Below are 19627 nucleotides of genomic sequence, written 5' to 3' on the forward strand. Positions count from 1 at the left end.
AACGACGCCGTCTCCGACGTGAAACGGTCACCGGTGAGCTGCATACCGTCACCCGAGTCACCCGCGAACCGGATGATCACCCGGTCCAGCCGGCGTACGTCCTTCGCTGCTGCCGGATTGCGCTGCTCTCCTACGACGGCTTCGTCGGCCTGTTCCGCTGTCCTGCTGACCTGGCTGGTCACTGAACTGGACCTCCCTCGAGGCGGCTGTCTGGGACCGGCCTTCCCGCAGGCCCTCCCAACATCAACCCTACGTCCGTAAGGGTCGCCTTCCCTCGGCCATTCGCATGATGGACGCGGATTCGGGACGCAGCGACGCCCACACTTGTCATGATCCCGCCCCCGGCGCCCACGTTGAAGACGCTCCCTTGCCGTTGTCCGGTTCCGGACCGGACGGACCCTGGGCCGTCGCCGGTAGGGGAACGGGAGTCCGGGCGGTCCGGGGTCAGGAGTTCAGGTAGGTGAGGACGGCCAGAACACGCCGGTGGTCGCCGTCGCTCGGCGACAGCCCGAGCTTGAGGAAGATGTTGCTGACGTGCTTCTCCACGGCCCCGTCGCTGACCACGAGCTGCCGCGCGACGGCGGAGTTCGTGCGCCCCTCGGCCATCAGCCCCAGCACCTCCCGCTCACGCGGGGTCAGCCCGGCGAGCACGTCCTGCTTGCGGCTGCGCCCGAGCAGCTGCGCCACCACCTCGGGGTCGAGCGCGGTGCCCCCGCGGGCCACCCGCACCACCGCGTCCACGAACTCCCGCACCTCGGCGACCCGGTCCTTGAGCAGGTAGCCGACGCCGTGACTGGACCCGGCCAGCAGCTCCGTGGCGTACCGCTCCTCCACGTACTGCGACAGCACCAGCACACCGAGCCCGGGATGCGCCTTGCGCAACTGCACGGCGGCCCGCACGCCCTCGTCCGTGTGCGTGGGCGGCATCCGCACGTCCGCGACCACGACGTCCGGCAGCTCACCCTCCGCGTCCAGTTCGGTGATGGTCTTGACCAGCGCATCCCCGTCGCCGACCCCGGCGACGACCTCGTGCCCGCGGTCGGTCAGCAGCCGGGTCAGGCCCTCCCTGAGAAGCACTGAATCCTCGGCGATGACCACTCGCACCCTGTCCTCCACGATCCCCGGCCCCCCACACCCGAATGCCTCCGCACTGCTGTCGTCCAGCATTCCAGTATTTCGAGCCAGGCCGTGCGTGGGCGGCACGAATCCGGCCGGGGTGTCGGGCCCGTGCAGCCCGATGCGGGGCCCGAGGCGCACCCCCGCACCTCGAACCCCGCGCCTGCACCGGTCCGGTGCCTGCTGCCTGCCCCGGTCACCCCAGCGACCGTTCCCCCCGCCACGGCAGTTCCGCCGTCACCCGGGTCGGGCCGCCCGCCGGTGAGTCCACGATCAGGATCCCGTCGACCGCGTCCAGGCGTTCCGTCAGCCCGGCGAGGCCCGAGCCCGCGGAGACGTCGGCGCCGCCTATGCCGTTGTCGACGACCTGCACCAGCAGCCGGCCGTCCACCCGCCACACGTCCACCGCGGCCCAGGTGGCCCGCGAGTGCTTGCTGATGTTCTGCAGCAGTTCGGAGACGGTGAAGTAGGCGATGCCCTCGATGGCGGGCGCGGGCCGTTCCGCCAGGTCGACCTCCACCTGCACCGGCACCGTGCACCGGGAGGCGACGGCCGACAGCGCGGCGTCAAGGCCGCGGTCCGTCAGCACCGCCGGATGGATGCCGCGGGCCAGGTCCCGCAGTTCCTGCAGCGCCGTCTTCACCTCGCCGTGCGCCTCGTCCACCATCCGCGCCGCCGCCTGCGGATCCTCCGTCAGCTTCTCCTTCGCCAGCCCCAGATCCATGGCCAGCGCCACCAGTCGCGCCTGCGCCCCGTCGTGCAGGTCCCGCTCGATGCGCCGCAGGTCGGCGGCGGCCGTGTCGACCACGACCCCCCGGTCCGACTCCAGCTCCACCACCCGCGCCGACAGCCGCGACGGCCCCAGCAGGCCGTGCACCAGCAGCCGGTCCACCATCGTCAGCGCCCGCACGATCCACGGCGTGGCCAGCGTGAACAGCAGCCCCACCAGCGCGGTGACGGTGATCTCAAAGGGGTTGTCGAGGTAGACGCTGTGCGTCGCATCGCCGTACAGCTGGAGCCCGCCCTGGCCGGCGTACACCGGGAAGACCCAGAACCACAGGGGGTACGTCAGCAGGGCCCAGCCGTAGGCCCAGAAGTTCACGGCGACGACGAAGGAGAACACCGACCACGGGAACTGCACCACCGCGTACAGCAGCGTCCGCCACGAGGTGCCGCTCTTGAGCACGGCCCCCATCCAGGCCAGCATGCCCTGCTTCTTCATCCGCAGCGGCTCCGGGTCGGCCACCTCCAGCCGCAGCATTCCGCGCGCCCGGGCCCGCTCCATCGCCCCGAACCCCCGGCAGCCGGCCAGTCCCGCCGCCAGCACCGGAACGCCGAGGAACGTCACCAGCAGACCCGCCCCCAGCGACACCATCGTGACGGCGTAGACGAACAGCATGATCCCGATCGGCAGGCTCAGCAGCACGTACCCGAACTCACGCCAGCTGCGCGCCTCGAACGGCGCCCGCAGTCCGGCGGGCAGCCGGCGCCGACGCTCCCCGGCGAGGCCGAGCCCGCTGTCGTGCCCGCGCCCGAATCCGCTGTCGTACCCGGACCCGAGCCCGCTGTCGTGCCCGCGCCCGTGCCCGTCTCCGTGCGTGTAGCCCTGCCGGTATTCCGTGGCCATCGGTGCCGTCCCGTTCTACTCGTCCCGCTGGTCCTGCGGCTGTCCTGTCCGTATCTCCACCCTGCTGCGCCGCAGGTCCGGGGACCATGGAGTCCGTCGGCGTCTTGGGAGGGGGGTTTTCCCTACCCCTTCTCGGGGGCGCCTTTCTCCGGGGCGCGCTCCCGCCAGGGCAGCTCCGCCGTGACCGTGGTCGGTCCGCCCTGCGGGGAGTCGATGACGAACAGCCCGTCGACGGCGCCCAGCCGGTCGGCGAGCCCCTGCATCCCGGTGCCGCCGTCCAGGCGCGCGCCCCCGCGGCCGTCGTCCCGTACCTGGATCAGCAGCCGGTCCCGCGTCCGCCACACCTCGACGGACGCCGTACGCGCCCCGCTGTGCTTGCTGATGTTCTGCAACAGCTCGGAGACGGTGAAGTAGGCGATGCCCTCGATGGCCGCGGCCGGCCGCGCCGTGAGGTCGACCGTCACCTTCACCGGCACGGTGCAGCGCGATGCGACGGCCGACAGCGCGGCGTCAAGGCCGCGGTCCGTCAACACGGCGGGATGGATGCCGCGGGCCAGGTCCCGCAGTTCCTGCAGCGCGAGTTTCACCTCGCCGTGGGCCTCCGCGACCATCGTCGCGGCCGAGTCGGGGTCCTCGAGGAGCTTCTCCTTGGCCAGGCCGAGCCCCATCGCCAGATTGACCAGACGGGCCTGTGCCCCGTCGTGCAGATCGCGCTCGATGCGCCGCAGGTCGGCGGCGGCCGTGTCGACCACCACGCCCCGGTCGGATTCCAGTTCGGCGATGCGCCGCTCCAGTTCGTCCGACGGTGACAGCAGCCCGCGCACCATCGCCCGGTCCGCGTTGGCGAGCACCCGCGCGATGAACGGCAGCACCGGCCACAGCAGGAACAGCGAGGTCAACGTGATGACGAAGGTGAGGATGCCCCACGGCAGCCGGATGAAGTCGTACAGCGCCGCCCGCCAGGCCACCGGGTCCTTCAGGGTCATCCACATCCAGGTCAGGAAACCGGTGCCGCGCCGGGGCAGCGGACTCGGCTCGTCCACGTGGACCCCGAGCAACGTCCTGGCGCGGGCCCGCTCCATCCTGCCCAGCAGCCGCGAACCGGTCAGCCCGGCCGCCAGCAGCGGGAAGCCGATCACCGTGACGGTCAGCCAGAACCCGGTGAACAGCACCGTCATCACGTAGACGAACCCGGCCAGCGCCACCGGGAAGTTCGCCAGAAGGTGCGTGATCTCCCTCCACGTGTGCGGGTCGTAGGCGAAGCGGACGGGCGGCAGGGGGTCGTCGGCGGCCGTTTCCGAGGCGCGGCTCGAGGACGGGAGGCGTTCGGTCATATGGGCCAGCGTGCCGCGCGCCGCGCCGCCACGCCATGAGGCGGACCGCCGCGATCGCCTGGGGAAAACCCCACCTCGGCATCTCAAGGTGCGACGGGCTGCTTACCGTCCCTTTATCAGGGCCTAGACTCCCGTGCGTACAGATCGTCGAACAGCAGCACCGGGTCAGGGCCGCAGGTCATGGGCCGCACTGTCCCGGGCACACGGCCACGGGGCTATACGGCCCCGGGGCCCACGGCCACAGGAAATGCGGCCCGCGGGGTCGCAGGAGTCAGGGAGCGAGGAGACGGACGTGCGGGAACCGACCGTCGTCGCGGCGGACTACTTCCAGTCGTACTCGGTCGTCGGACTGCTCGCCGTCGTGGGCGTGCTCTTCGTCGCCGTCGCCTTCGGGGCGAGCCGCCTGCTGCGCCCGGCCGTGCCGACCCCGGAGAAACTCCTGACCTACGAGTGCGGCGTCGACCCCGTCGGCGAGGGCTGGGCCCACACCCAGGTCCGCTACTACGTCTACGCCTTCCTGTACGTCATCTTCGCCGTCGACTCGATCTTCCTCTTCCCCTGGGCGACGGTCTTCGCCGCCCCCGGCTACGGCGCGACGACCCTCGTCGAGATGTTCGTCTTCCTCGGCTTCCTGACCGTCGGCCTGCTGTACGCATACAAGAAGGGCGTCCTGGCATGGACGTGACGCCAGAAGTGAACACGCCGGAGCCGGTCCTCCTTCCGGAGCCGGTCCTCCGGTCGGAGCCAGGGGGCCCATCCGGGGGCCCTTCCGGGGGCCCTGCCGGGGGTTCTCCCGCCGAGGGCAGGGGGAGGCTGGGTGCGCTGGCCCGCCTCGCCCCCGAGCCGATGAAGGTCGTCCTGAACTGGGGCCGCCGCTACTCGCTCTGGGTCTTCAACTTCGGTCTCGCCTGCTGCGCGATCGAGTTCATCGCCGCTTCGATGGCCCGTCACGACTTCATCCGGCTCGGTGTGATCCCCTTCGCGCCCGGCCCGCGCCAGGCCGACCTGATGGTCGTCTCCGGCACGGTCACGGACAAGATGGCCCCCGCGGTCAAGCGCCTGTACGAGCAGATGCCGGAGCCGAAGTACGTCATCTCCTTCGGCGCCTGCTCCAACTGCGGCGGTCCCTACTGGGACTCGTACTCCGTCACGAAGGGCGTCGACCAGATCATCCCGGTGGACGTGTACGTGCCGGGCTGCCCGCCGCGCCCGGAGGCGCTGCTGCAGGGCATCCTCAAGCTCCAGGAGAAGATCGCCCGCGAGTCGCTGGGGGAGCGGTACGGGTCCTCGGGCGCGGGCCGGCCCTCGGCGGCGGCCCTGCAGAGCGACCTGGTGCGACCGCCGGCCGCCGGGGCCCGGACCGCCCGGACCTCCCCGGGGGAGGGCCGATGAGTACGGTCGGCTGGCTCCCCGCCCCCGTCGAGGACCTCTTCGGCGCGGACGCCACGGTCGAGGAGTCGTACGAGATCCTGACGGTCGACGTCCCGCCGTCCTCCTGGACCTCCGCGCTGGAGACGGCGCGTACGGCCCTCTCCTGCACCTACTTCGACTGGCTCAGCGCGGTCGACGAACCGGGCACCGGTTTCCGCGTCGCGGCGCACGTCGTCGCCCTGTCGCCGGTCCGCCGCCTGCTGCTGCGCACGACGGTTCCGCACGAGGCACCGGTGCTGCCGAGCGCGGTGGACGTCTACGCCGGCGCGGCCTGGCACGAGCGCGAGACGCACGAAATGTTCGGCGTCACCTTCGAGGGCCACCCCGCCCTCGACCACCTGCTGCTGCCGGAGAACTTCGAAGGCCACCCGCTGCGCAAGGACTTCGTCCTCGCGGCGCGCGTGGCCAAGGCCTGGCCGGGCGCCAAGGAACCCGGCGAGTCCGAGCACGGCGGCCCCAAGCGCCGCCAGATGCTGCCGCCGGGCGTCCCCGACCCGAACGAATGGGGCCCCCTCAAGGGCCAGCTTCCCCCGGCCCCGGCCCGCCCGGCCCGTGGGGCAGGCCGGGCCGCGGGCGAACGGCCGGTGCGCGCGGCGGCCGGGGAACGGCCGGCTCGGGCTGCGGGGGAGCGGCCGGTCCGGCGTACCCGTTCGGCGGCGGAAGGGTCCGTCAGCCAGGCGAGCACCGGAACCGAGGCCGACGCTGCCGGGGCCGCCGATACCGCCGCGTCCCCTGACACGGGTGCGGGTGCGGGTGCGGGTGCCCGTTCCGGGGCCCCGGAGGCCGGGTCGTCGGCAGGGCCGAGGCGCGCGCGGAGCGTGAGTGCGGGATCGGCGTCGCAGCGCGCCGGAGCGGGCGCTGCCCCGGCCGGTCCCCGCCGGGCGCGCAGCGCCTCGGGGGGTTCCGCGAGCCAGCGGACCGCGACGGGCGGGGAGACGGCCGGCGGTGACGGCGGCGACGGCGGCGAGGACGCGCCGGCCCCGGGTGCCGGCGACACGACGCCGCCCAGGCCACCCGCGGCTCCGCGCAGCCCCGACGCCCCTTGGCACCACGCCCGCCCGGCCTTCGACGAGCCGGAGAACCCCACCCCCGGAGCCACTGGCGCCTCAGAAGCTCCCGGAGCACCCGAAGCCCAGGGCTCTGAGACTTCGGCGGGCCCCGGAACCGCGGAAGACGCCCAAGCCCCAGGAAACACCGAAGGTCCCGGAAAGACTGAAGGTCCCGGAGACACCGAAGCCTCCGGAGACACTGAAGCTCCCGAAGACCGCGGCACCACCACCCCCGGCAACCACCACCCCGCAGGAGGCCAGCAGTGAACGACGCTCTCGACGTCGCCCTGCGACTCCTGATCGTCTTCGTCGTCTTCCTCACCTTCCCGCTGATCATCGGCCAGACCGAGCACAAGGTCATGGCTCACATGCAGGGCCGCCTCGGCCCGATGTACGCCGGCGGCTTCCACGGCTGGGCCCAGCTCGTCGCGGACGGAGTGAAGTTCGCGCAGAAGGAGGACGTGGTCCCCGCGGGCGCGGACCGCCGTATCTTCCAGCTCGCCCCCGCCGTGGCCCTCCTGCCGTACCTCCTGGTCCTCCTCGCCATCCCCATCGGCCCGGGCGAGGGCGCGGTCGGCCAGGTCCTGGACGCGGGCGTGTTCTTCGTGCTCGCGGTGATGGGCGTGGGCGTCCTCGGCGCCCTCATGGCCGGCTGGGCCAGCGCCAACAAGTTCTCCCTCCTCGGCGGCCTGCGCACCGCCGCCCAGCTCCTCGCCTACGAACTCCCGATGCTGCTCGCCGCCGCCTCGGTGGCCATGGCCGCCGGCACGGTCTCGCTCCCCGGCATCCTCGACGCGTTCCACTGGTGGTGGCTGCCCTGGCAGATCATCGGCGCGATCGTCTTCTTCGTCGCCGGGCTCGCCGAGCTCCAGCGACCGCCCTTCGACATGCCGGTCGCCGACTCGGAGATCATCTTCGGCGCCTACACCGAGTACACCGGCCTCCGCTTCGCGCTGTTCCTCCTCGCCGAGTACGCCGGGATCGTCGTCCTGTGCGGCCTGACCACCGTCCTCTTCCTGGGCGGGTGGCACGGTCCCTGGGGCGCCGACGGCCTCGGCTGGGTCTGGACGCTGCTGAAGACCGCCGTGCTTGCCTTCGTCGTCATCTGGCTCCGCGTGACCTACCCCCGCCTGCGCGAGGACCAGCTCCAGAAGTTCTCCTGGACCCTCCTCGTCCCCCTCTCCCTCGCCCAGATCGCCCTCACCGGCATCGTCAAGGTGGTGATCCAGTAGCTATGGCCCCCATCCCCGGCAGCGGCCTGGCCAAGGGCCTGGCCGTCACCCTCCGCACGATGACGAAGAAGACCGTCACCGAGCAGTACCCCGACGTCCAGCCCGACCTCCCGCCCCGCACCCGCGGTGTGATCGGCCTGTTCGAGGAGAACTGCACGGTCTGCATGCTCTGCGCCCGCGAGTGCCCTGACTGGTGCATCTACATCGACTCCCACAAGGAGACGATCCCGGCGACGACTCCCGGTGGCCGCGAACGCAGCCGCAACGTCCTCGACCGCTTCGCCATCGACTTCTCCCTGTGCATGTACTGCGGTATCTGCATCGAGGTCTGTCCTTTCGACGCCCTGTTCTGGTCCCCGGAGTTCGAGTACGCCGAGACCGACATCCGCGACCTCACCCACGAGCGCGACAAGCTCCGCGAGTGGATGTGGACGGTTCCGGCCCCGCCCGCCCTCGACCCCGGCGCGGAGGAACCGAAGGAGATCGCCACCGCCCGCAAGACCGCCGAAAAACTCGCGGCCCAGCAGGCCCAGCAGGCCCAGTCGGCGGAGCCGGCCCAGGAGCAGACCGACCGGCCGCGGCAGGAGGGACAGCCGTGACCTTCGTCTCCGCCGCCCTGACGGCCGTGACCACCGCCGCGCACGCCTCCGCCGCGCACTCCGCGGCCACGACCACGACCGCTGCCACGACGGCCGCAACCCGCGGTTTCCTCTCCCCGACGGGCGTCGAGATCGCCTTCGTCCTCGTCGGCCTGGTCACCCTCGGCGCCGCCCTCGTCACCGTCACCACCCGGCAGCTCGTGCACGCCGCCCTGTGGCTGGTCGTGGCCCTCGGCGGCCTGGCCGTCGAATACCTGCTGCTCACCGCCGAGTTCATCGCCTGGGTTCAGGTCCTCATCTACGTCGGTTCCGTCGTCGTCCTCCTGCTGTTCGGACTGATGCTCACCAAGGCCCCCATCGGCCGCTCCCCGGACGCCGACTCCGGCAACCGCTGGGCCGCCCTCACGGTCGCGGTCGCCGCCGCGGCCGCCCTGGTCTGGGTCGTCGTCGATGCGTTCCGCGCGACCTGGATCGACCTGGACGGCCCGGCCGCCGGCTCCACCGAGGCCACCGGGGCGAGCCTCTTCCAGAACTGGGTCCTCCCCTTCGAGGCCCTCTCCGTGCTCCTCCTCGCCGCGCTGGTCGGCGCGATCGTCCTGTCCCGCAAGGCCAAGGCCGAAGGCGCCGAACAGACCGCCAAGGGTGGTGTCCGCTGATGCACCTCGCCTATCCCGCCGTCCTCTCCGCCCTCCTGTTCTGCACGGGCCTGTACGGGGTCCTCGCCCGCCGCAACGCGATCCTCGTGCTGATGTCGGTCGAGCTGATGCTCAACGCCGTCAACCTCAACCTGGTCGCCTTCGACGTCTGGCTCAGCAACGCCGCCGAGGAGACCCTGCACTCCGGCCAGGCCCTGACCCTCTTCACCATCGCCATCGCCGCCGCCGAGATCGGCATCGGCCTGGCAATCGTCCTCGCCGTCCACCGCAACCGCGGCAGCGCGGACATCGACAAGCTCCGCGACAGCGCCGAGGGCCACGGGCCCGACGACCCCGACAGCGACGCCGCCGCGTCCGAACAGGCCGGACAGGCCGAACCGACCGGGCAGGCCGAGAAGGCTGAGGCCACCGCGTGACCACGACCACCCTCGCCGTCCTCGTCCCCCTCCTGCCGTTCCTGGGAGCGGCCGCGGGCCTGCTCCTGGGCCGCTCGGCGCCCGGGTTCGTCCGCCCCCTCGCCATCCTGCCGCCCCTCACCTCCCTCGTGCTGGCCGTACTGGTCGCCGTGCGCCAGGGCGGCGGCCGGGCCGTCGACGCCGCCACCCAGCTCACTCCCACCGGCTCCGTCCCGGTCGAACTCGCCTTCCACATCGACGGCTTCGCCGCCCTCGTCGCCGTCCTGGTCGGCGTCGTCGCCTCGTGCGTGCAGATCTACTCGACGGGCTACCTGCGGGACGACCCGCGCTACCCGTCGTACGCGGCCCTTGTCTCCCTTTTCACCTCCGCGATGCTGCTCGTCGTCTACTCCGGCGACCTGATCGTGCTGCTGGTCGGCTGGGAGATCATGGGCATCTGCTCGTACTTCCTCGTCGGCCACTACTGGGAGACCCCGGAGGCCCGCGCCGCCTCCATCAAGGCGTTCCTGGTGACCAAGCTCGGTGACGTCCCCTTCCTGATCGGCCTGCTGGCGCTCGCCACCGACGCCGGCTCCTTCCGCATCACGAAGATCCTCGGCACCGTCGCGAGCGGCGGACTCCACCACCCGACGCTGATCGCCCTGCTGCTCCTGGCCGGCGTGGCGGGCAAGTCGGCCCAGTTCCCGCTGCACACCTGGCTCCCCGACGCCATGGCGGGCCCCACGCCCGTCTCCGCGCTGATCCACGCCGCGACCATGGTCGCCGCCGGTGTCTACTTCATCGCCCGTCTCCTCCCCGTCTTCCAGGCCTCCTCGGCCGCGATGGTCGTCCTCGCCGTCATGGCCGCCGTCACGATGCTCGGCTCCGGTCTCTCCGCCCTCGCTCAGGACGACATCAAGCGCGTCCTCGCCTACTCGACGATCGGCCAGCTCGGCTACATGACCGGCGCCCTCGCCGTCGGCGACCGGTCGGCCGCCGTCTTCCACCTCCTGTCCCACGGCGCCTTCAAGGCGCTGCTGTTCCTCGCGGCAGGCGTGATCATCCACGCCGCCGGCACCAACTCGCTGGCCGCCATGTCCCGCATGCGCCACCTGCGCGACCGCGTCCCCGACGCCTACTGGACGATGACCGTGGCGCTGCTCGCGCTCGCCGCGATCCCGCCGTTCAGCGGCTTCTTCTCCAAGGAGTCCGTCCTCGGCGCCGCCGAGCACGTCGCCACCGGCCACACCGAGCACGCCCCCGGAGCGGCGGGCTGGACCGTCCTCGTCGCCGGACTGCTCACCGCGCTGCTCACCGCGGCGTACGCGACGCGGCTGTGGCTGCTGGCCTTCCGCGGCCACGGCGCGGAGGCCCCGGACCACGGCCGCCAGCCCCTCACCATGACCGTCGTGCTCTGGGTGCTCGCCGTCCCGTCCCTCGCCTTCGGCGGGTTCGCCTTCCGGGTCCTGCCCGACTGGTTCGACGGCCGTTCCCTCGCCCCGACCCTGACCACCTCCGTCCTCGGCACGGGCGTGGCCCTCGTCGGCGGCATCGTCACCTACGCCACCTGGCGGCACACCACGGCGCTCGCGGCCCGCGTGCCGCTCGGCGCGGTCGCCGCCCACCCAGAGGGCGACGCCGGACACGTCGAGGCCGCAGCCATCGCCGCCCACACACCCGCTTACGGCGGCGTCGCCCACGCGCCCGACCCGGCCGACCCAGGCCGGCTGCTGCTCGGCCCGCTGCACCGGCACGCGGCCGTCGGCTTCCGCCTCGACGCCGTGTACGCGGCCCTCTTCGTCCGCCCGGTCCAGGCCGGAGCCGATCTCGTCCGGTTCCTCGACCGCGAGGTCGTCGAGACCTACGTACGCGGTGCGGGCGCCCTTCCCCGCCTGCTGGGCACCGCCGTACGGCGCGCCCAGACCGGCAATGTGCAGACCTATGTGAGCGCGCTGCTCGCCGGCACCGTCGTCCTGGTGGTCGCCGCCGTCCTCGTCGCCACGGGAGCGTGAGCTGGCGTGATCGATATCAGCGAGTCCGTGATGCAGTTCCTTCTGGCGTTCGTCGTCGTCGGCCCGCTCCTCGGCGCGGCCGCCGCTCTCCTGCCGGCCCCGCCCGGGCTGAAGGGGAAGTCGCCCGAGCAGGCCGTGCTGCGGCACGGCGTGACCGTGACCGGCGCGGTCCTCGTCGCCGCGATCGTCCTGGCGCTCGGCTTCGACCACCACCATCCGTCGAAGATGCAGGCCACCACGGACATCAGCTGGATCCCCGCACTCGACGTGCGGATCCACCTCGGCATCGACGGCATCTCCCTCCCCCTTCTGGCCCTGACCGCGCTGCTGACCTTCCTCTGCGCGCTGTATTCCTACTTCAAGATGCCCGCGGGCCCGACCCCGAAGGCGTTCGTCGCACTGCTGCTCGTCCTCGAGTCCGGCACCCTCGCGACCTTCGCCGTACTCGATCTGCTGCTGTTCTTCCTCGCGTTCGAGACGGTGCTCATCCCGATGTACTTCCTCATCGCCCGCTGGGGCGGCGCGGGGCGCCAGGCCGCCGCCTGGCGCTTCATCCTCTACACACTGCTCGGCTCGGTCGTCATGCTGCTCGGCCTGCTCCTGATCGGAATCAAGGCGGGCACATTCGACATGGTGGCACTCGCCACTGACAACGGCCGGTCGCTGACCACATCCGTGCAGGTCATCGCCGTTCTGGCGATCGGGATCGGGCTCGCGGTGAAGACGCCGATGTGGCCGCTGCACAGCTGGCTGCCCGACGCGCACACCGCCGCGCCGACCGTCGGCTCGGTCCTGCTCGCCGGTGTCCTGCTCAAGATGGGTACGTACGGGTTCGTCCGGATCCTCCTCCCGGTCGCCCCCGACGGCTTCCACACCTTCGCGCCCTACCTCGCCGCCCTCGCCGTCGTCGGGATCATCTACGGATCGCTGGCCTGCCTGGCCCTCGCCAAACAGGGCGCGAAGGGCGACCTCAAGCGCCTCATCGCCTACTCCTCCGTCGGCCACATGGGCTTCGTCCTGCTCGGCATCGCCACCATGTCCCCGACCGGCGTCAACGGCGCCCTGTTCGCCAACATCGCCCACGGCCTCATCACCGGCCTGCTGTTCTTCCTGGTCGGCGCCCTGAAGGACCGCACCGGCACTACCGACCTCGACACCCTGGCCCTCCCGTCGCCCGACCACCGCCCCTCAACGAGCGACTCCGCCGCGCCGAACGAATTCGAGACCGGCGCCGCCCTCTACGGCAGGGCCCCGCGCCTCGGCGGCCTGCTGGCGTTCGGCGCCGTCGCCTCGCTCGGCCTGCCGGGCCTCGCCGGCTTCTGGGGCGAGATGCTGGCCCTGTTCGGCGCCTTCAAACCCGCCGCCGACCTCAGCCGCCCCGCCTTCCTCACCTTCATGGCCATCGGCGCGTTCGGCACGCTGCTGACGGCCGCGTACATGCTCGTCGTGGTCCGCCGCGTCTGCATGGGCGCCGTACCGCAGCAGGCGCCGACCCTCGCAGACGTCCACGCCTACGAGTTCGCGGCGTGGACGCCCCTCGTCGCCCTCACCGTCGTCGCCGGACTGTGGCCCAAGGCCCTCCTCGGCCTGACCGACCCGGCCGTGCAGCAGCTCCTCGCAGGAGGCACCCGATGAGCTACCTGGCCCAGCCGCAGGCCGCGGACCTCGTCCAGTCCGTCGACTGGCTCGCCATCGCGCCGCCCACCCTCGCGGCGGTCGTCGCCCTCGTCGTCCTCGTCGCCGACCTGTTCGTCGGCGAGGCCAGGAAACCGCTGCTCGGCTGGGTCTCCGTCGCCGGACTCGCCGCCTCCGCGGCCCTGCTGCTGCCCCTCCGCGACGGCGACCGGTCCACCTTCTGCCTGAAGGACGGCGCCGGCGCCTGCAGCTACACCGCGGACCGCTTCACCCTCGTCATCCAGTTCCTCGTCCTCGGCGGCGCCCTCCTCTCCGCGCTGCTGTCGGTCACCGCCCTGAAGGACGCCGACCGGCGGCTCCCCGAAGGGGAGTACTGGTTCCTGCTGCTGTCCTCGGCGGCCGGCGCGGCCCTGCTGCCCGCCTCCCGCGACCTCGCGACCCTCGTCGTCGCCCTGGAGGTCGCCTCCCTGCCCGCCTTCGCCCTGGTCGGCATCCGGCACGGCGACAGGAAGTCCTCCGAGGCGGCCCTGAAATTCTTCCTGTCGTCGGTCACCGCCACCGCCGTCAGCCTCCTCGGCATCAGCTTCGTCTACGCCTCCACCGGCACGCTCTACCTCACCCAGGTCGCCGGACGGATCCAGCACGTCGACGGACAGCTGCACACCCTCGCCCAGACCGGCGTCGTCCTCACCCTCGTCGGCTTCGCCTTCAAGACCGCCGCGGTGCCCTTCCACTTCTGGGTGCCGGACACCTACGTGGGGGCGCCCCTGCCGATCGCCGCCTATCTGTCGGTCGTCGGCAAGGCCGTCGGCTTCTCCGGCCTGATCCTCGTCACCGTCGTCGCCTTCCCGTCGTACGCCGACGTCTGGGGTCCCGCCCTCGCCGCCCTGGCCGCGCTCACCATGACCGTCGGCAACGTCGGCGCCCTGCGCCAGCAGGCCACCCGCGCGTACAGCGCCGTACGCCTCCTCGCCTGGTCGTCCGTGGGGCAGGCCGGCTACCTCCTGGTGCCGATCGCCGCGGCCGCCTACTCCGACGACGCCGAGCGCTCGGTCGGCTCCACGCTCGCGTACGCCCTCATGTACGCCGCCGTGAACCTCGGCGCCTTCGCGGTGGCCGCCCTGGTGGGCCGCACCCGCTCCGCCAACCGCATCACGGACTACCGCGGCCTCTACGCGAGCAACCCGCTCGCCGCCCTCCTGCTGGCCTTCTTCCTGCTCTGCCTGGCCGGACTGCCGCCCGGCGTCATCGGCCTGTTCGCCAAGGTCACCGTCTTCTCCGCGGCCGTCGACGCGGGACTCGGCTGGCTGGCCGTGGTGATGGCGGTCAACGTCGTGATCGCGCTCTTCTACTACCTCCAGTGGACCGCCCTGCTGTTCCGGGCCCCCGAGGGCGAGCCCGTCAGCCACCGCCTCCCCGCGCCCCTCACGGCCGCCGTCACCCTCACCGGCGTCGTCGGCATCGCCCTGTCCGGAGCCCCCCAACTCGTCCTGCGGTTCGCCGACACGACCCTCTTCTGAGCGTCCGGCTCTCTGCGCTTCCGACTCTCACGAGCGCCCGGCTCTCGTGAGAGTCCGACCGCGTCCCTCACCCGGGCGGCTCAAGGGGTAGCCCGCGCGCACAAGGGAACTAGTGACCCTCGCCTCGCGTTGACCAGAGCGGGAGGGTCCACTGGACGTGACACCACGGCACCGGTGGTTCGGAGACAGCGAGCAAGATCCGCAAGCAATGGGTTCCCCTGCTGCACCACATGGAGGGCGTACCGTGCACCGCCGGCACAACGGACTGAGGACCGCAGTACTCCTCGGGGGACTGTCCGCCCTCATCATCGTCATCGGCAGCTTCTTCGGCCGTACGGGGCTGATCGTCGCGGTCCTGGTCGCGCTGGGCACGAACGCGTACGCGTACTGGAACAGCGACAAGCTGGCGCTGCGCGCGATGCGAGCCCGCCCGGTGAGCGAGTTCGAGGCCCCGGCGCTCTACCGCATGGTCCGAGAGCTCTCCACTCAGGCCCGTCAGCCCATGCCGCGCCTGTACATCTCCCCGACGGAGGCCCCCAACGCCTTCGCGACCGGCCGCAATCCGCGCAACGCCGCCGTGTGCTGCACCGAAGGCATCCTGCGCATCCTCGACGAACGCGAGCTGCGGGGTGTCATCGGCCACGAGCTCAGCCACGTCTACAACCGCGACATCCTGATCTCGTCGGTCGCCGGCGCCCTCGCCTCCGTGATCATGTTCCTGGTCAACTTCGCCTGGCTCATCCCGATCGGCCGCTCGGACGACGACGACGGTCCCGGCCTCCTCGGCATGCTGCTGATCATGATCCTGGGCCCGCTCGCGGCGAGCCTGATCCAGCTGGCCATCAGCCGTTCCCGGGAGTACGAGGCCGACGCGTCCGGCGCCCAGCTCACCGGCGACCCCCTCGCACTCGCCGGCGCCCTGCGCAAGCTGGAGGCGGGCACCAAGCAACTGCCGCTGCCGCCCGAGCCGCGCATCGAGACCGCGAGCCACATGATGATCGCGAACCCCTTCCGCCCCGGCCAGGGGCTCTCCAAGATGTTCTCGACGCACCCGCCGATGGCGGAACGTATCGCCCGGCTCGAGAAGATGGCAGGTCGTCTCCAGTGAAAACCATCCTGAACGTCATATGGCTCGTCCTGAGCGGCTTCTGGCTGTTCCTCGGATACCTGGCGGCGGGCCTCCTGCTGTGCCTCACCATCATCGGCATACCGTTCGGCGTCGCGGCTTTCCGCATCGGTGTCTACGCCCTGTGGCCCTTCGGGTACACGACCGTCGAACGGCGCGACGCGGGTGCGCCCTCCTGCGTCGGCAACGTCCTCTGGCTGATCCTCGCGGGCTGGTGGCTGGCGATCGCGCACATCGTCACGGGACTCGCGCTGTGCGTCACCATCATCGGGATCCCGTTCGGCATCGCCAACTTCAAGCTGATTCCGGTCTCGCTGATGCCGCTCGGGCGCGAGATCGTGCGCACCGACCAACCGTTCGCGCCGCGCTGAGCAGGGGCGATGCCGTGACGGGCGGTCCGTCCGCCCTCGTCCGGGTGACCAGGTTTTCCACAGCCTGACGGCTGTCCACAGGCCGGCCCGATTGTCAGTGCCGCACTGCATCATGAACCCATGACCGAGAACGAGCAGTTGCTGGCACGAGTGGCCGAGAAGGCACGGAACACCCGTCCCTGGGGCTGGACTTCGCTCCCCGCCCCCGTCGACGCGGCCACCCTGGCCCGCGCCGAGGCCGTCCTGGGCTTCCCCCTGCCCCCGCTGCTCGCCGACCTCTACCTGCGGATAGGGGACGGCGGATTCGGTCCGGAGTACGGCCTGTTGCCCCTCCTCGACGGCCCGCCCGCCGGTGAGCCCGCCGCCGTCGTGCAGTACCTCGCCAACCGCGCCGACGCCCGCAAGGACCCCGACTGGCCCTGGCCCGAGGGGGTCCTGCCGATATCCCACTGGGGCTGCGCCATGTACGCGTGCGTGGACTGCCGCAGCCCTCGGGCGACGGTCCTGCTCTTCGAGCCGAACGCGGACGACGCCGACCACGCCTGGTTCGTCGACGCCCCGAGCCTCACGGAGTGGCTGCGCGCCTGGGCCGACGGCACGGGCTGGTACGAGGAGACGAACGAGGACATGGACCTGGCGCCCTGGCCCGACTTCCGCATACGCACGACGCGGACGGGAGCCTCCTGACACGGCGGGCCACAGCACAGACCGACCACGCACGCGCGGCGCTGCTCGCAGTGGTGCGCGCCCGGCGACGACCTCCTCCCCCTGCCCGTCCGATGCCGGCCCCTACCCGTTCCCCCACCGCATCGGCCACCCCGCGCAGCACCGGCACGTCCCACCGCCGTGATCCCCGTACCGCGCCGGTCTAGGGGCCGGCCCCGGCCCGCTACCGCGCGGCCATCCACCGTCGCGCCCAGAACGCGACCACACCCACCACCAGCACACCCGCACCCACGACCACCGACACCCCCGGCAGCGAGAAGGCCAGGACCACGCAGCCGAAGAGGCCCAGCGCCGGCAGCGCCCGCGCCTTCACGGCTCGATCCAGGGTCCAGGCCGAGGCGTTGGCCACCGCGTAGTACGCCAGCACACCGAAGGAGGAGAACCCGATGGCGCCCCGCACGTCCACCGTGGCGGCGAGGACGGCGACCACCGCGCCCACGGCCAGTTCGGCCCGGTGCGGCACCTGGAAACGGGGATGCACGGCCGACAGCGCGCCGGGCAGGTGCCGGTCCCTGGCCATGGCCAGCGTGGTCCGCGAGACGCCCAGAATCAGGGCGAGCAGCGAACCCAGCGCGGCCACGGCGGCGCCGGCCCGCACCACCGGCGCCAGCCCCGGCACCCCGGCGGCCCGCACCGCGTCGGCCAGCGGAGCGGCCGCGTACCCGAGCCGGTCGGCACCCAGCACGGAAAGGACGGCCACCGCGACAGCCGCGTACACCACCAGCGCGATGCCCAGGGCCAGCGGGATCGCCCGCGGGATGGTGCGCGCCGGATCCCGCACCTCCTCGCCGAGCGTGGCGATGCGCGCGTACCCGGCGAACGCGAAGAACAGCAGACCGGCCGCCTGCAGCACCCCGCCCGCGCCGGCGGACGCCCCGACGTCCAGCCGTCCGGCGTCGGCCGCGCCGGAGCCCAGACACACGACCACCACGGAAGCGAGGACAGCCAGGACCACCGCCACGATCGCCCGGGTCAGCCAGGCGGACTTCCGGATGCCGCCGTAGTTCACCGCGGTCAGCGCCACCACGGCCGCGACGGCGACGGCATGCGCCTGCGCGGGCCACACGTACGTCCCGACGGTGAGCGCCATCGCCGCACAGGAGGCCGTCTTCCCGACCACGAACGACCAGCCCGCGAGATAGCCCCAGAACTCCCCGAGCCGCTCGCGCCCGTACACGTAGGTGCCGCCCGACGCCGGGTACAGGGCGGCCAGCCGTGCCGAAGCCGTGGCGTTGCAGTAGGCGACCACGGCGGCCACCGCGAGCCCCAGCAGCAGTCCGGACCCGGCCGCGCGTGCCGCGGGCCCCAGCGCGGCGAAGATCCCCGCCCCGACCATCGAGCCGAGCCCGATGACCACCGCGTCCGCCACGCCGAGAGTGCGCCGGAGTTCGGGAGCTTCGGGTGCGGAACCGGGCTGTGTCATGGCTCGCACCCTACTGATCAGCGCAACCGCGGGATGCCGCGGTGACGTCCTCCTCGACAACACAGCGCGAACACCGGCGCTGGCACGACGCACAGCGGGCCCGGTCCAGAGTCACAGGACCGGGACAGCGCGGGCACAGCAAAGAAGGGCAGGTTCACGGCATGACCATCATCAGCTGGATCCTCCTGGGGCTGTTGGCCGGGGCCATCGCCAAGTTCCTGCTGCCGGGCCGCGACCCGGGCGGCTTCATCGGCACGACGCTCATCGGCATCGCGGGCGCGTTCGTCGGCGGCTGGATATCGGCCCGTTGGCTGGACCACCCGATCACGAAGGACTTCTACGACGGTGCGACCTGGGCCGCGGCGATCGGCGGTTCGCTGGTTCTCCTGATCGTCTACCGGATCCTGTTCGGCAACTCGCGCGACTGAGCGCACCTTGAACTGCGGCCGGCAGCAGGGAAGGGCGGGCGCCTGCCGGGGGCCCGCCCTTCCCGGGGCGACTCGTCACCGATAGTTGACGAACTGGATCGCGAAGTCGAAGTCCTTGCCCTTCAGAAGGGCGATCACGGCCTGCAGGTCGTCCCGGCTCTTGGAGCTGACGCGCAGCTCGTCGCCCTGCACCTGGGCCTTGACCCCCTTGGGACCCTCATCGCGGATGATCTTCGCGACCTTCTTCGCGTTCTCCTGGGAGATGCCCTCCTCGATCGACGCGAAGATCTTGTACTCCTTGCCGGAGAGCTGGGGCTCGCCCGCGTCCAGGGCCTTCAGCGAGATGCCCCGCTTGATCAGCTTGGACTGGAAGACGTCGAGGACGGCCTTGACGCGGTCCTCCGAGTTCGCCTCCATCAGGATCTTCTCGCCGGACCACGAGATCGAGGCGCCCACACCCTTGAAGTCGTAGCGCTGCGAGATCTCCTTGGCGGCCTGGTTGAGGGCGTTGTCGACCTCCTGCCGCTCGACCTTCGAGACGATGTCGAAACTGGAGTCGGCCATGTCCTGTGGCTCCTTGTATCAGAGTGCGTATCGGGTGCGTGTCGGCGTACGTGGGGGCGGCCGCCGAGCCCGGCGTGGTCCGGGCCGCATCCGGCCAAGCCTAGTCACCTGCCGCCCTCCATGAGCAGATCAATCGGGTGGCGAAGCACCCCTGCGCATCGGGTATTGTTTACGTCGTTGCCAGGGAGCACCGCCGAAAAGCGGTTCACCCGGGCATCAACCCCGGCGGTGTGCCCGAGCGGCCAAAGGGAGCAGACTGTAAATCTGCCGGCTCAGCCTTCCCAGGTTCGAATCCTGGCGCCGCCACACTGGGGAAGACCCCCTTCGGACTGTGACAACACAGGCCGGAGGGGGTCTCTTCATGCTTCGAGGCGATCTGCGGG

20 protein-coding genes and 1 tRNA gene are annotated in these 19627 nt (G+C 71.6%); 15 read left to right on the forward strand and 6 right to left on the reverse strand.

The genetic code is table 11. The features are described from left to right. The 4 genes from ACZ5GT_RS20560 to ACZ5GT_RS20575 form a co-directional block, all read right to left on the reverse strand. Positions 1–182, reverse strand: a 182-nt coding sequence (locus tag ACZ5GT_RS20560; RefSeq protein ID WP_469026421.1) for a hypothetical protein, incomplete at its 3' end; no start/stop codon positions are given. Positions 183–444: 262 nt separating this feature from the next. Continuing rightward, a complete protein-coding gene (locus ACZ5GT_RS20565) occupies positions 445–1116 on the reverse strand; it encodes a response regulator (RefSeq protein ID WP_469026426.1) in 672 nt (223 codons plus the stop codon). Between the two features lie 196 nt (positions 1117–1312). Then, complete coding sequence (locus tag ACZ5GT_RS20570; protein ID WP_469026433.1) at positions 1313–2743, reverse strand: sensor histidine kinase; 1431 nt, start codon at positions 2741–2743, stop codon at positions 1313–1315. A gap of 122 nt (positions 2744–2865) precedes the next feature. After that, on the reverse strand, positions 2866–4077 hold the full coding sequence (locus ACZ5GT_RS20575) for a sensor histidine kinase (RefSeq protein WP_469026437.1): 1212 nt from the start codon (positions 4075–4077) through the stop codon (positions 2866–2868). Positions 4078–4324: 247 nt separating this feature from the next. On the opposite strand from ACZ5GT_RS20575, the gene ACZ5GT_RS20580 reads away from it, so the two are divergent. From ACZ5GT_RS20580 to ACZ5GT_RS20640, 13 genes are all read left to right on the forward strand, one after another. Continuing rightward, positions 4325–4762: an NADH-quinone oxidoreductase subunit A gene (locus ACZ5GT_RS20580; RefSeq protein WP_469026441.1), complete on the forward strand. Its 438-nt coding sequence runs from the start codon at positions 4325–4327 to the stop codon at positions 4760–4762. Then, complete coding sequence (locus tag ACZ5GT_RS20585) at positions 4753–5469, forward strand: NADH-quinone oxidoreductase subunit B (RefSeq protein ID WP_469026446.1); 717 nt, start codon at positions 4753–4755, stop codon at positions 5467–5469. Before ACZ5GT_RS20580 ends, ACZ5GT_RS20585 begins: the two co-directional genes overlap by 10 nt. Continuing rightward, the gene (locus ACZ5GT_RS20590) at positions 5466–6824 is read left to right on the forward strand and encodes an NADH-quinone oxidoreductase subunit C (RefSeq protein WP_469026449.1); all 1359 of its coding nucleotides are present in this window, start codon (positions 5466–5468) and stop codon (positions 6822–6824) included. Before ACZ5GT_RS20585 ends, ACZ5GT_RS20590 begins: the two co-directional genes overlap by 4 nt. After that, complete coding sequence (locus ACZ5GT_RS20595; RefSeq protein WP_469026452.1) at positions 6821–7789, forward strand: complex I subunit 1/NuoH family protein; 969 nt, start codon at positions 6821–6823, stop codon at positions 7787–7789. The genes ACZ5GT_RS20590 and ACZ5GT_RS20595 overlap by 4 nt, the downstream gene beginning before the upstream one ends. Before the next feature lie 2 nt (positions 7790–7791). Beyond that, complete coding sequence (locus tag ACZ5GT_RS20600) at positions 7792–8388, forward strand: NuoI/complex I 23 kDa subunit family protein (protein WP_469026455.1); 597 nt, start codon at positions 7792–7794, stop codon at positions 8386–8388. A gap of 26 nt (positions 8389–8414) precedes the next feature. Next, positions 8415–9044: an NADH-quinone oxidoreductase subunit J family protein gene (locus tag ACZ5GT_RS20605; protein ID WP_469026892.1), complete on the forward strand. Its 630-nt coding sequence runs from the start codon at positions 8415–8417 to the stop codon at positions 9042–9044. Next, complete coding sequence (gene nuoK, locus ACZ5GT_RS20610) at positions 9044–9460, forward strand: NADH-quinone oxidoreductase subunit NuoK (RefSeq protein WP_469026458.1); 417 nt, start codon at positions 9044–9046, stop codon at positions 9458–9460. The genes ACZ5GT_RS20605 and nuoK overlap by 1 nt, the downstream gene beginning before the upstream one ends. Next, positions 9457–11451 carry an NADH-quinone oxidoreductase subunit 5 family protein gene (locus ACZ5GT_RS20615; protein ID WP_469026461.1) on the forward strand — a complete coding sequence of 665 codons (1995 nt, stop codon included), beginning with the start codon at positions 9457–9459 and terminating at the stop codon, positions 11449–11451. Before nuoK ends, ACZ5GT_RS20615 begins: the two co-directional genes overlap by 4 nt. Before the next feature lie 6 nt (positions 11452–11457). After that, positions 11458–13086, forward strand: coding sequence for a complex I subunit 4 family protein (locus ACZ5GT_RS20620; protein WP_469026466.1), 1629 nt, complete (start codon positions 11458–11460; stop codon positions 13084–13086). Further along, positions 13083–14606 (forward strand): NADH-quinone oxidoreductase subunit N, encoded by a 1524-nt coding sequence (locus ACZ5GT_RS20625; protein WP_469026473.1) that lies wholly within the window; start codon positions 13083–13085, stop codon positions 14604–14606. The genes ACZ5GT_RS20620 and ACZ5GT_RS20625 overlap by 4 nt, the downstream gene beginning before the upstream one ends. A 244-nt stretch (positions 14607–14850) precedes the next feature. Beyond that, complete coding sequence (gene htpX, locus ACZ5GT_RS20630; RefSeq protein ID WP_469026478.1) at positions 14851–15714, forward strand: zinc metalloprotease HtpX; 864 nt, start codon at positions 14851–14853, stop codon at positions 15712–15714. Continuing rightward, the gene (locus tag ACZ5GT_RS20635) at positions 15711–16103 is read left to right on the forward strand and encodes a YccF domain-containing protein (protein ID WP_469026482.1); all 393 of its coding nucleotides are present in this window, start codon (positions 15711–15713) and stop codon (positions 16101–16103) included. Before htpX ends, ACZ5GT_RS20635 begins: the two co-directional genes overlap by 4 nt. 120 nt (positions 16104–16223) lie before the next feature. Beyond that, the gene (locus ACZ5GT_RS20640) at positions 16224–16790 is read left to right on the forward strand and encodes an SMI1/KNR4 family protein (RefSeq protein WP_469026488.1); all 567 of its coding nucleotides are present in this window, start codon (positions 16224–16226) and stop codon (positions 16788–16790) included. Between the two features lie 202 nt (positions 16791–16992). On the opposite strand, the gene ACZ5GT_RS20645 is transcribed toward ACZ5GT_RS20640, so the two are convergent. Next, positions 16993–18252, reverse strand: coding sequence for an APC family permease (locus tag ACZ5GT_RS20645; protein WP_469026496.1), 1260 nt, complete (start codon positions 18250–18252; stop codon positions 16993–16995). Between the two features lie 161 nt (positions 18253–18413). Between ACZ5GT_RS20645 and ACZ5GT_RS20650 the strand changes: the two genes are divergently transcribed. After that, on the forward strand, positions 18414–18680 hold the full coding sequence (locus tag ACZ5GT_RS20650) for a GlsB/YeaQ/YmgE family stress response membrane protein (protein WP_360756575.1): 267 nt from the start codon (positions 18414–18416) through the stop codon (positions 18678–18680). Between the two features lie 75 nt (positions 18681–18755). Here the strand turns inward: ACZ5GT_RS20650 and ACZ5GT_RS20655 are convergent, their stop codons facing one another. Beyond that, positions 18756–19244, reverse strand: a complete 489-nt coding sequence (locus ACZ5GT_RS20655; protein ID WP_469026501.1) for a YajQ family cyclic di-GMP-binding protein — start codon at positions 19242–19244, stop codon at positions 18756–18758. 224 nt (positions 19245–19468) lie between these two features. On the opposite strand from ACZ5GT_RS20655, the gene ACZ5GT_RS20660 reads away from it, so the two are divergent. Next, positions 19469–19550: transfer RNA gene (locus ACZ5GT_RS20660), tRNA-Tyr, on the forward strand. Positions 19551–19627: the final 77 nt, after the last annotated feature.

It is taken from the genome of Streptomyces sp. NPDC031340 (genome assembly GCF_055569945.1).

What these genes read in the sequence shown, in the direction of transcription:
- ACZ5GT_RS20575 (WP_469026437.1), bottom strand. Translation starts at nt 4,077, where the DNA reads ATGACCGAACGCCTCCCGTCCTCGAGCCGCGCCTCGGAAACGGCCGCC.
- ACZ5GT_RS20600 (WP_469026455.1), top strand. Translation starts at nt 7,792, where the DNA reads ATGGCCCCCATCCCCGGCAGCGGCCTGGCCAAGGGCCTGGCCGTCACC.
- ACZ5GT_RS20570 (WP_469026433.1), bottom strand. Translation starts at nt 2,743, where the DNA reads ATGGCCACGGAATACCGGCAGGGCTACACGCACGGAGACGGGCACGGG.
- ACZ5GT_RS20640 (WP_469026488.1), top strand. Translation starts at nt 16,224, where the DNA reads ATGACCGAGAACGAGCAGTTGCTGGCACGAGTGGCCGAGAAGGCACGG.
- ACZ5GT_RS20585 (WP_469026446.1), top strand. Translation starts at nt 4,753, where the DNA reads ATGGACGTGACGCCAGAAGTGAACACGCCGGAGCCGGTCCTCCTTCCG.
- ACZ5GT_RS20645 (WP_469026496.1), bottom strand. Translation starts at nt 18,252, where the DNA reads ATGACACAGCCCGGTTCCGCACCCGAAGCTCCCGAACTCCGGCGCACT.
- nuoK (WP_469026458.1), top strand. Translation starts at nt 9,044, where the DNA reads ATGCACCTCGCCTATCCCGCCGTCCTCTCCGCCCTCCTGTTCTGCACG.
- ACZ5GT_RS20580 (WP_469026441.1), top strand. Translation starts at nt 4,325, where the DNA reads ATGCGGCCCGCGGGGTCGCAGGAGTCAGGGAGCGAGGAGACGGACGTG.
- ACZ5GT_RS20590 (WP_469026449.1), top strand. Translation starts at nt 5,466, where the DNA reads ATGAGTACGGTCGGCTGGCTCCCCGCCCCCGTCGAGGACCTCTTCGGC.
- ACZ5GT_RS20655 (WP_469026501.1), bottom strand. Translation starts at nt 19,244, where the DNA reads ATGGCCGACTCCAGTTTCGACATCGTCTCGAAGGTCGAGCGGCAGGAG.
- ACZ5GT_RS20650 (WP_360756575.1), top strand. Translation starts at nt 18,414, where the DNA reads ATGACCATCATCAGCTGGATCCTCCTGGGGCTGTTGGCCGGGGCCATC.
- ACZ5GT_RS20625 (WP_469026473.1), top strand. Translation starts at nt 13,083, where the DNA reads ATGAGCTACCTGGCCCAGCCGCAGGCCGCGGACCTCGTCCAGTCCGTC.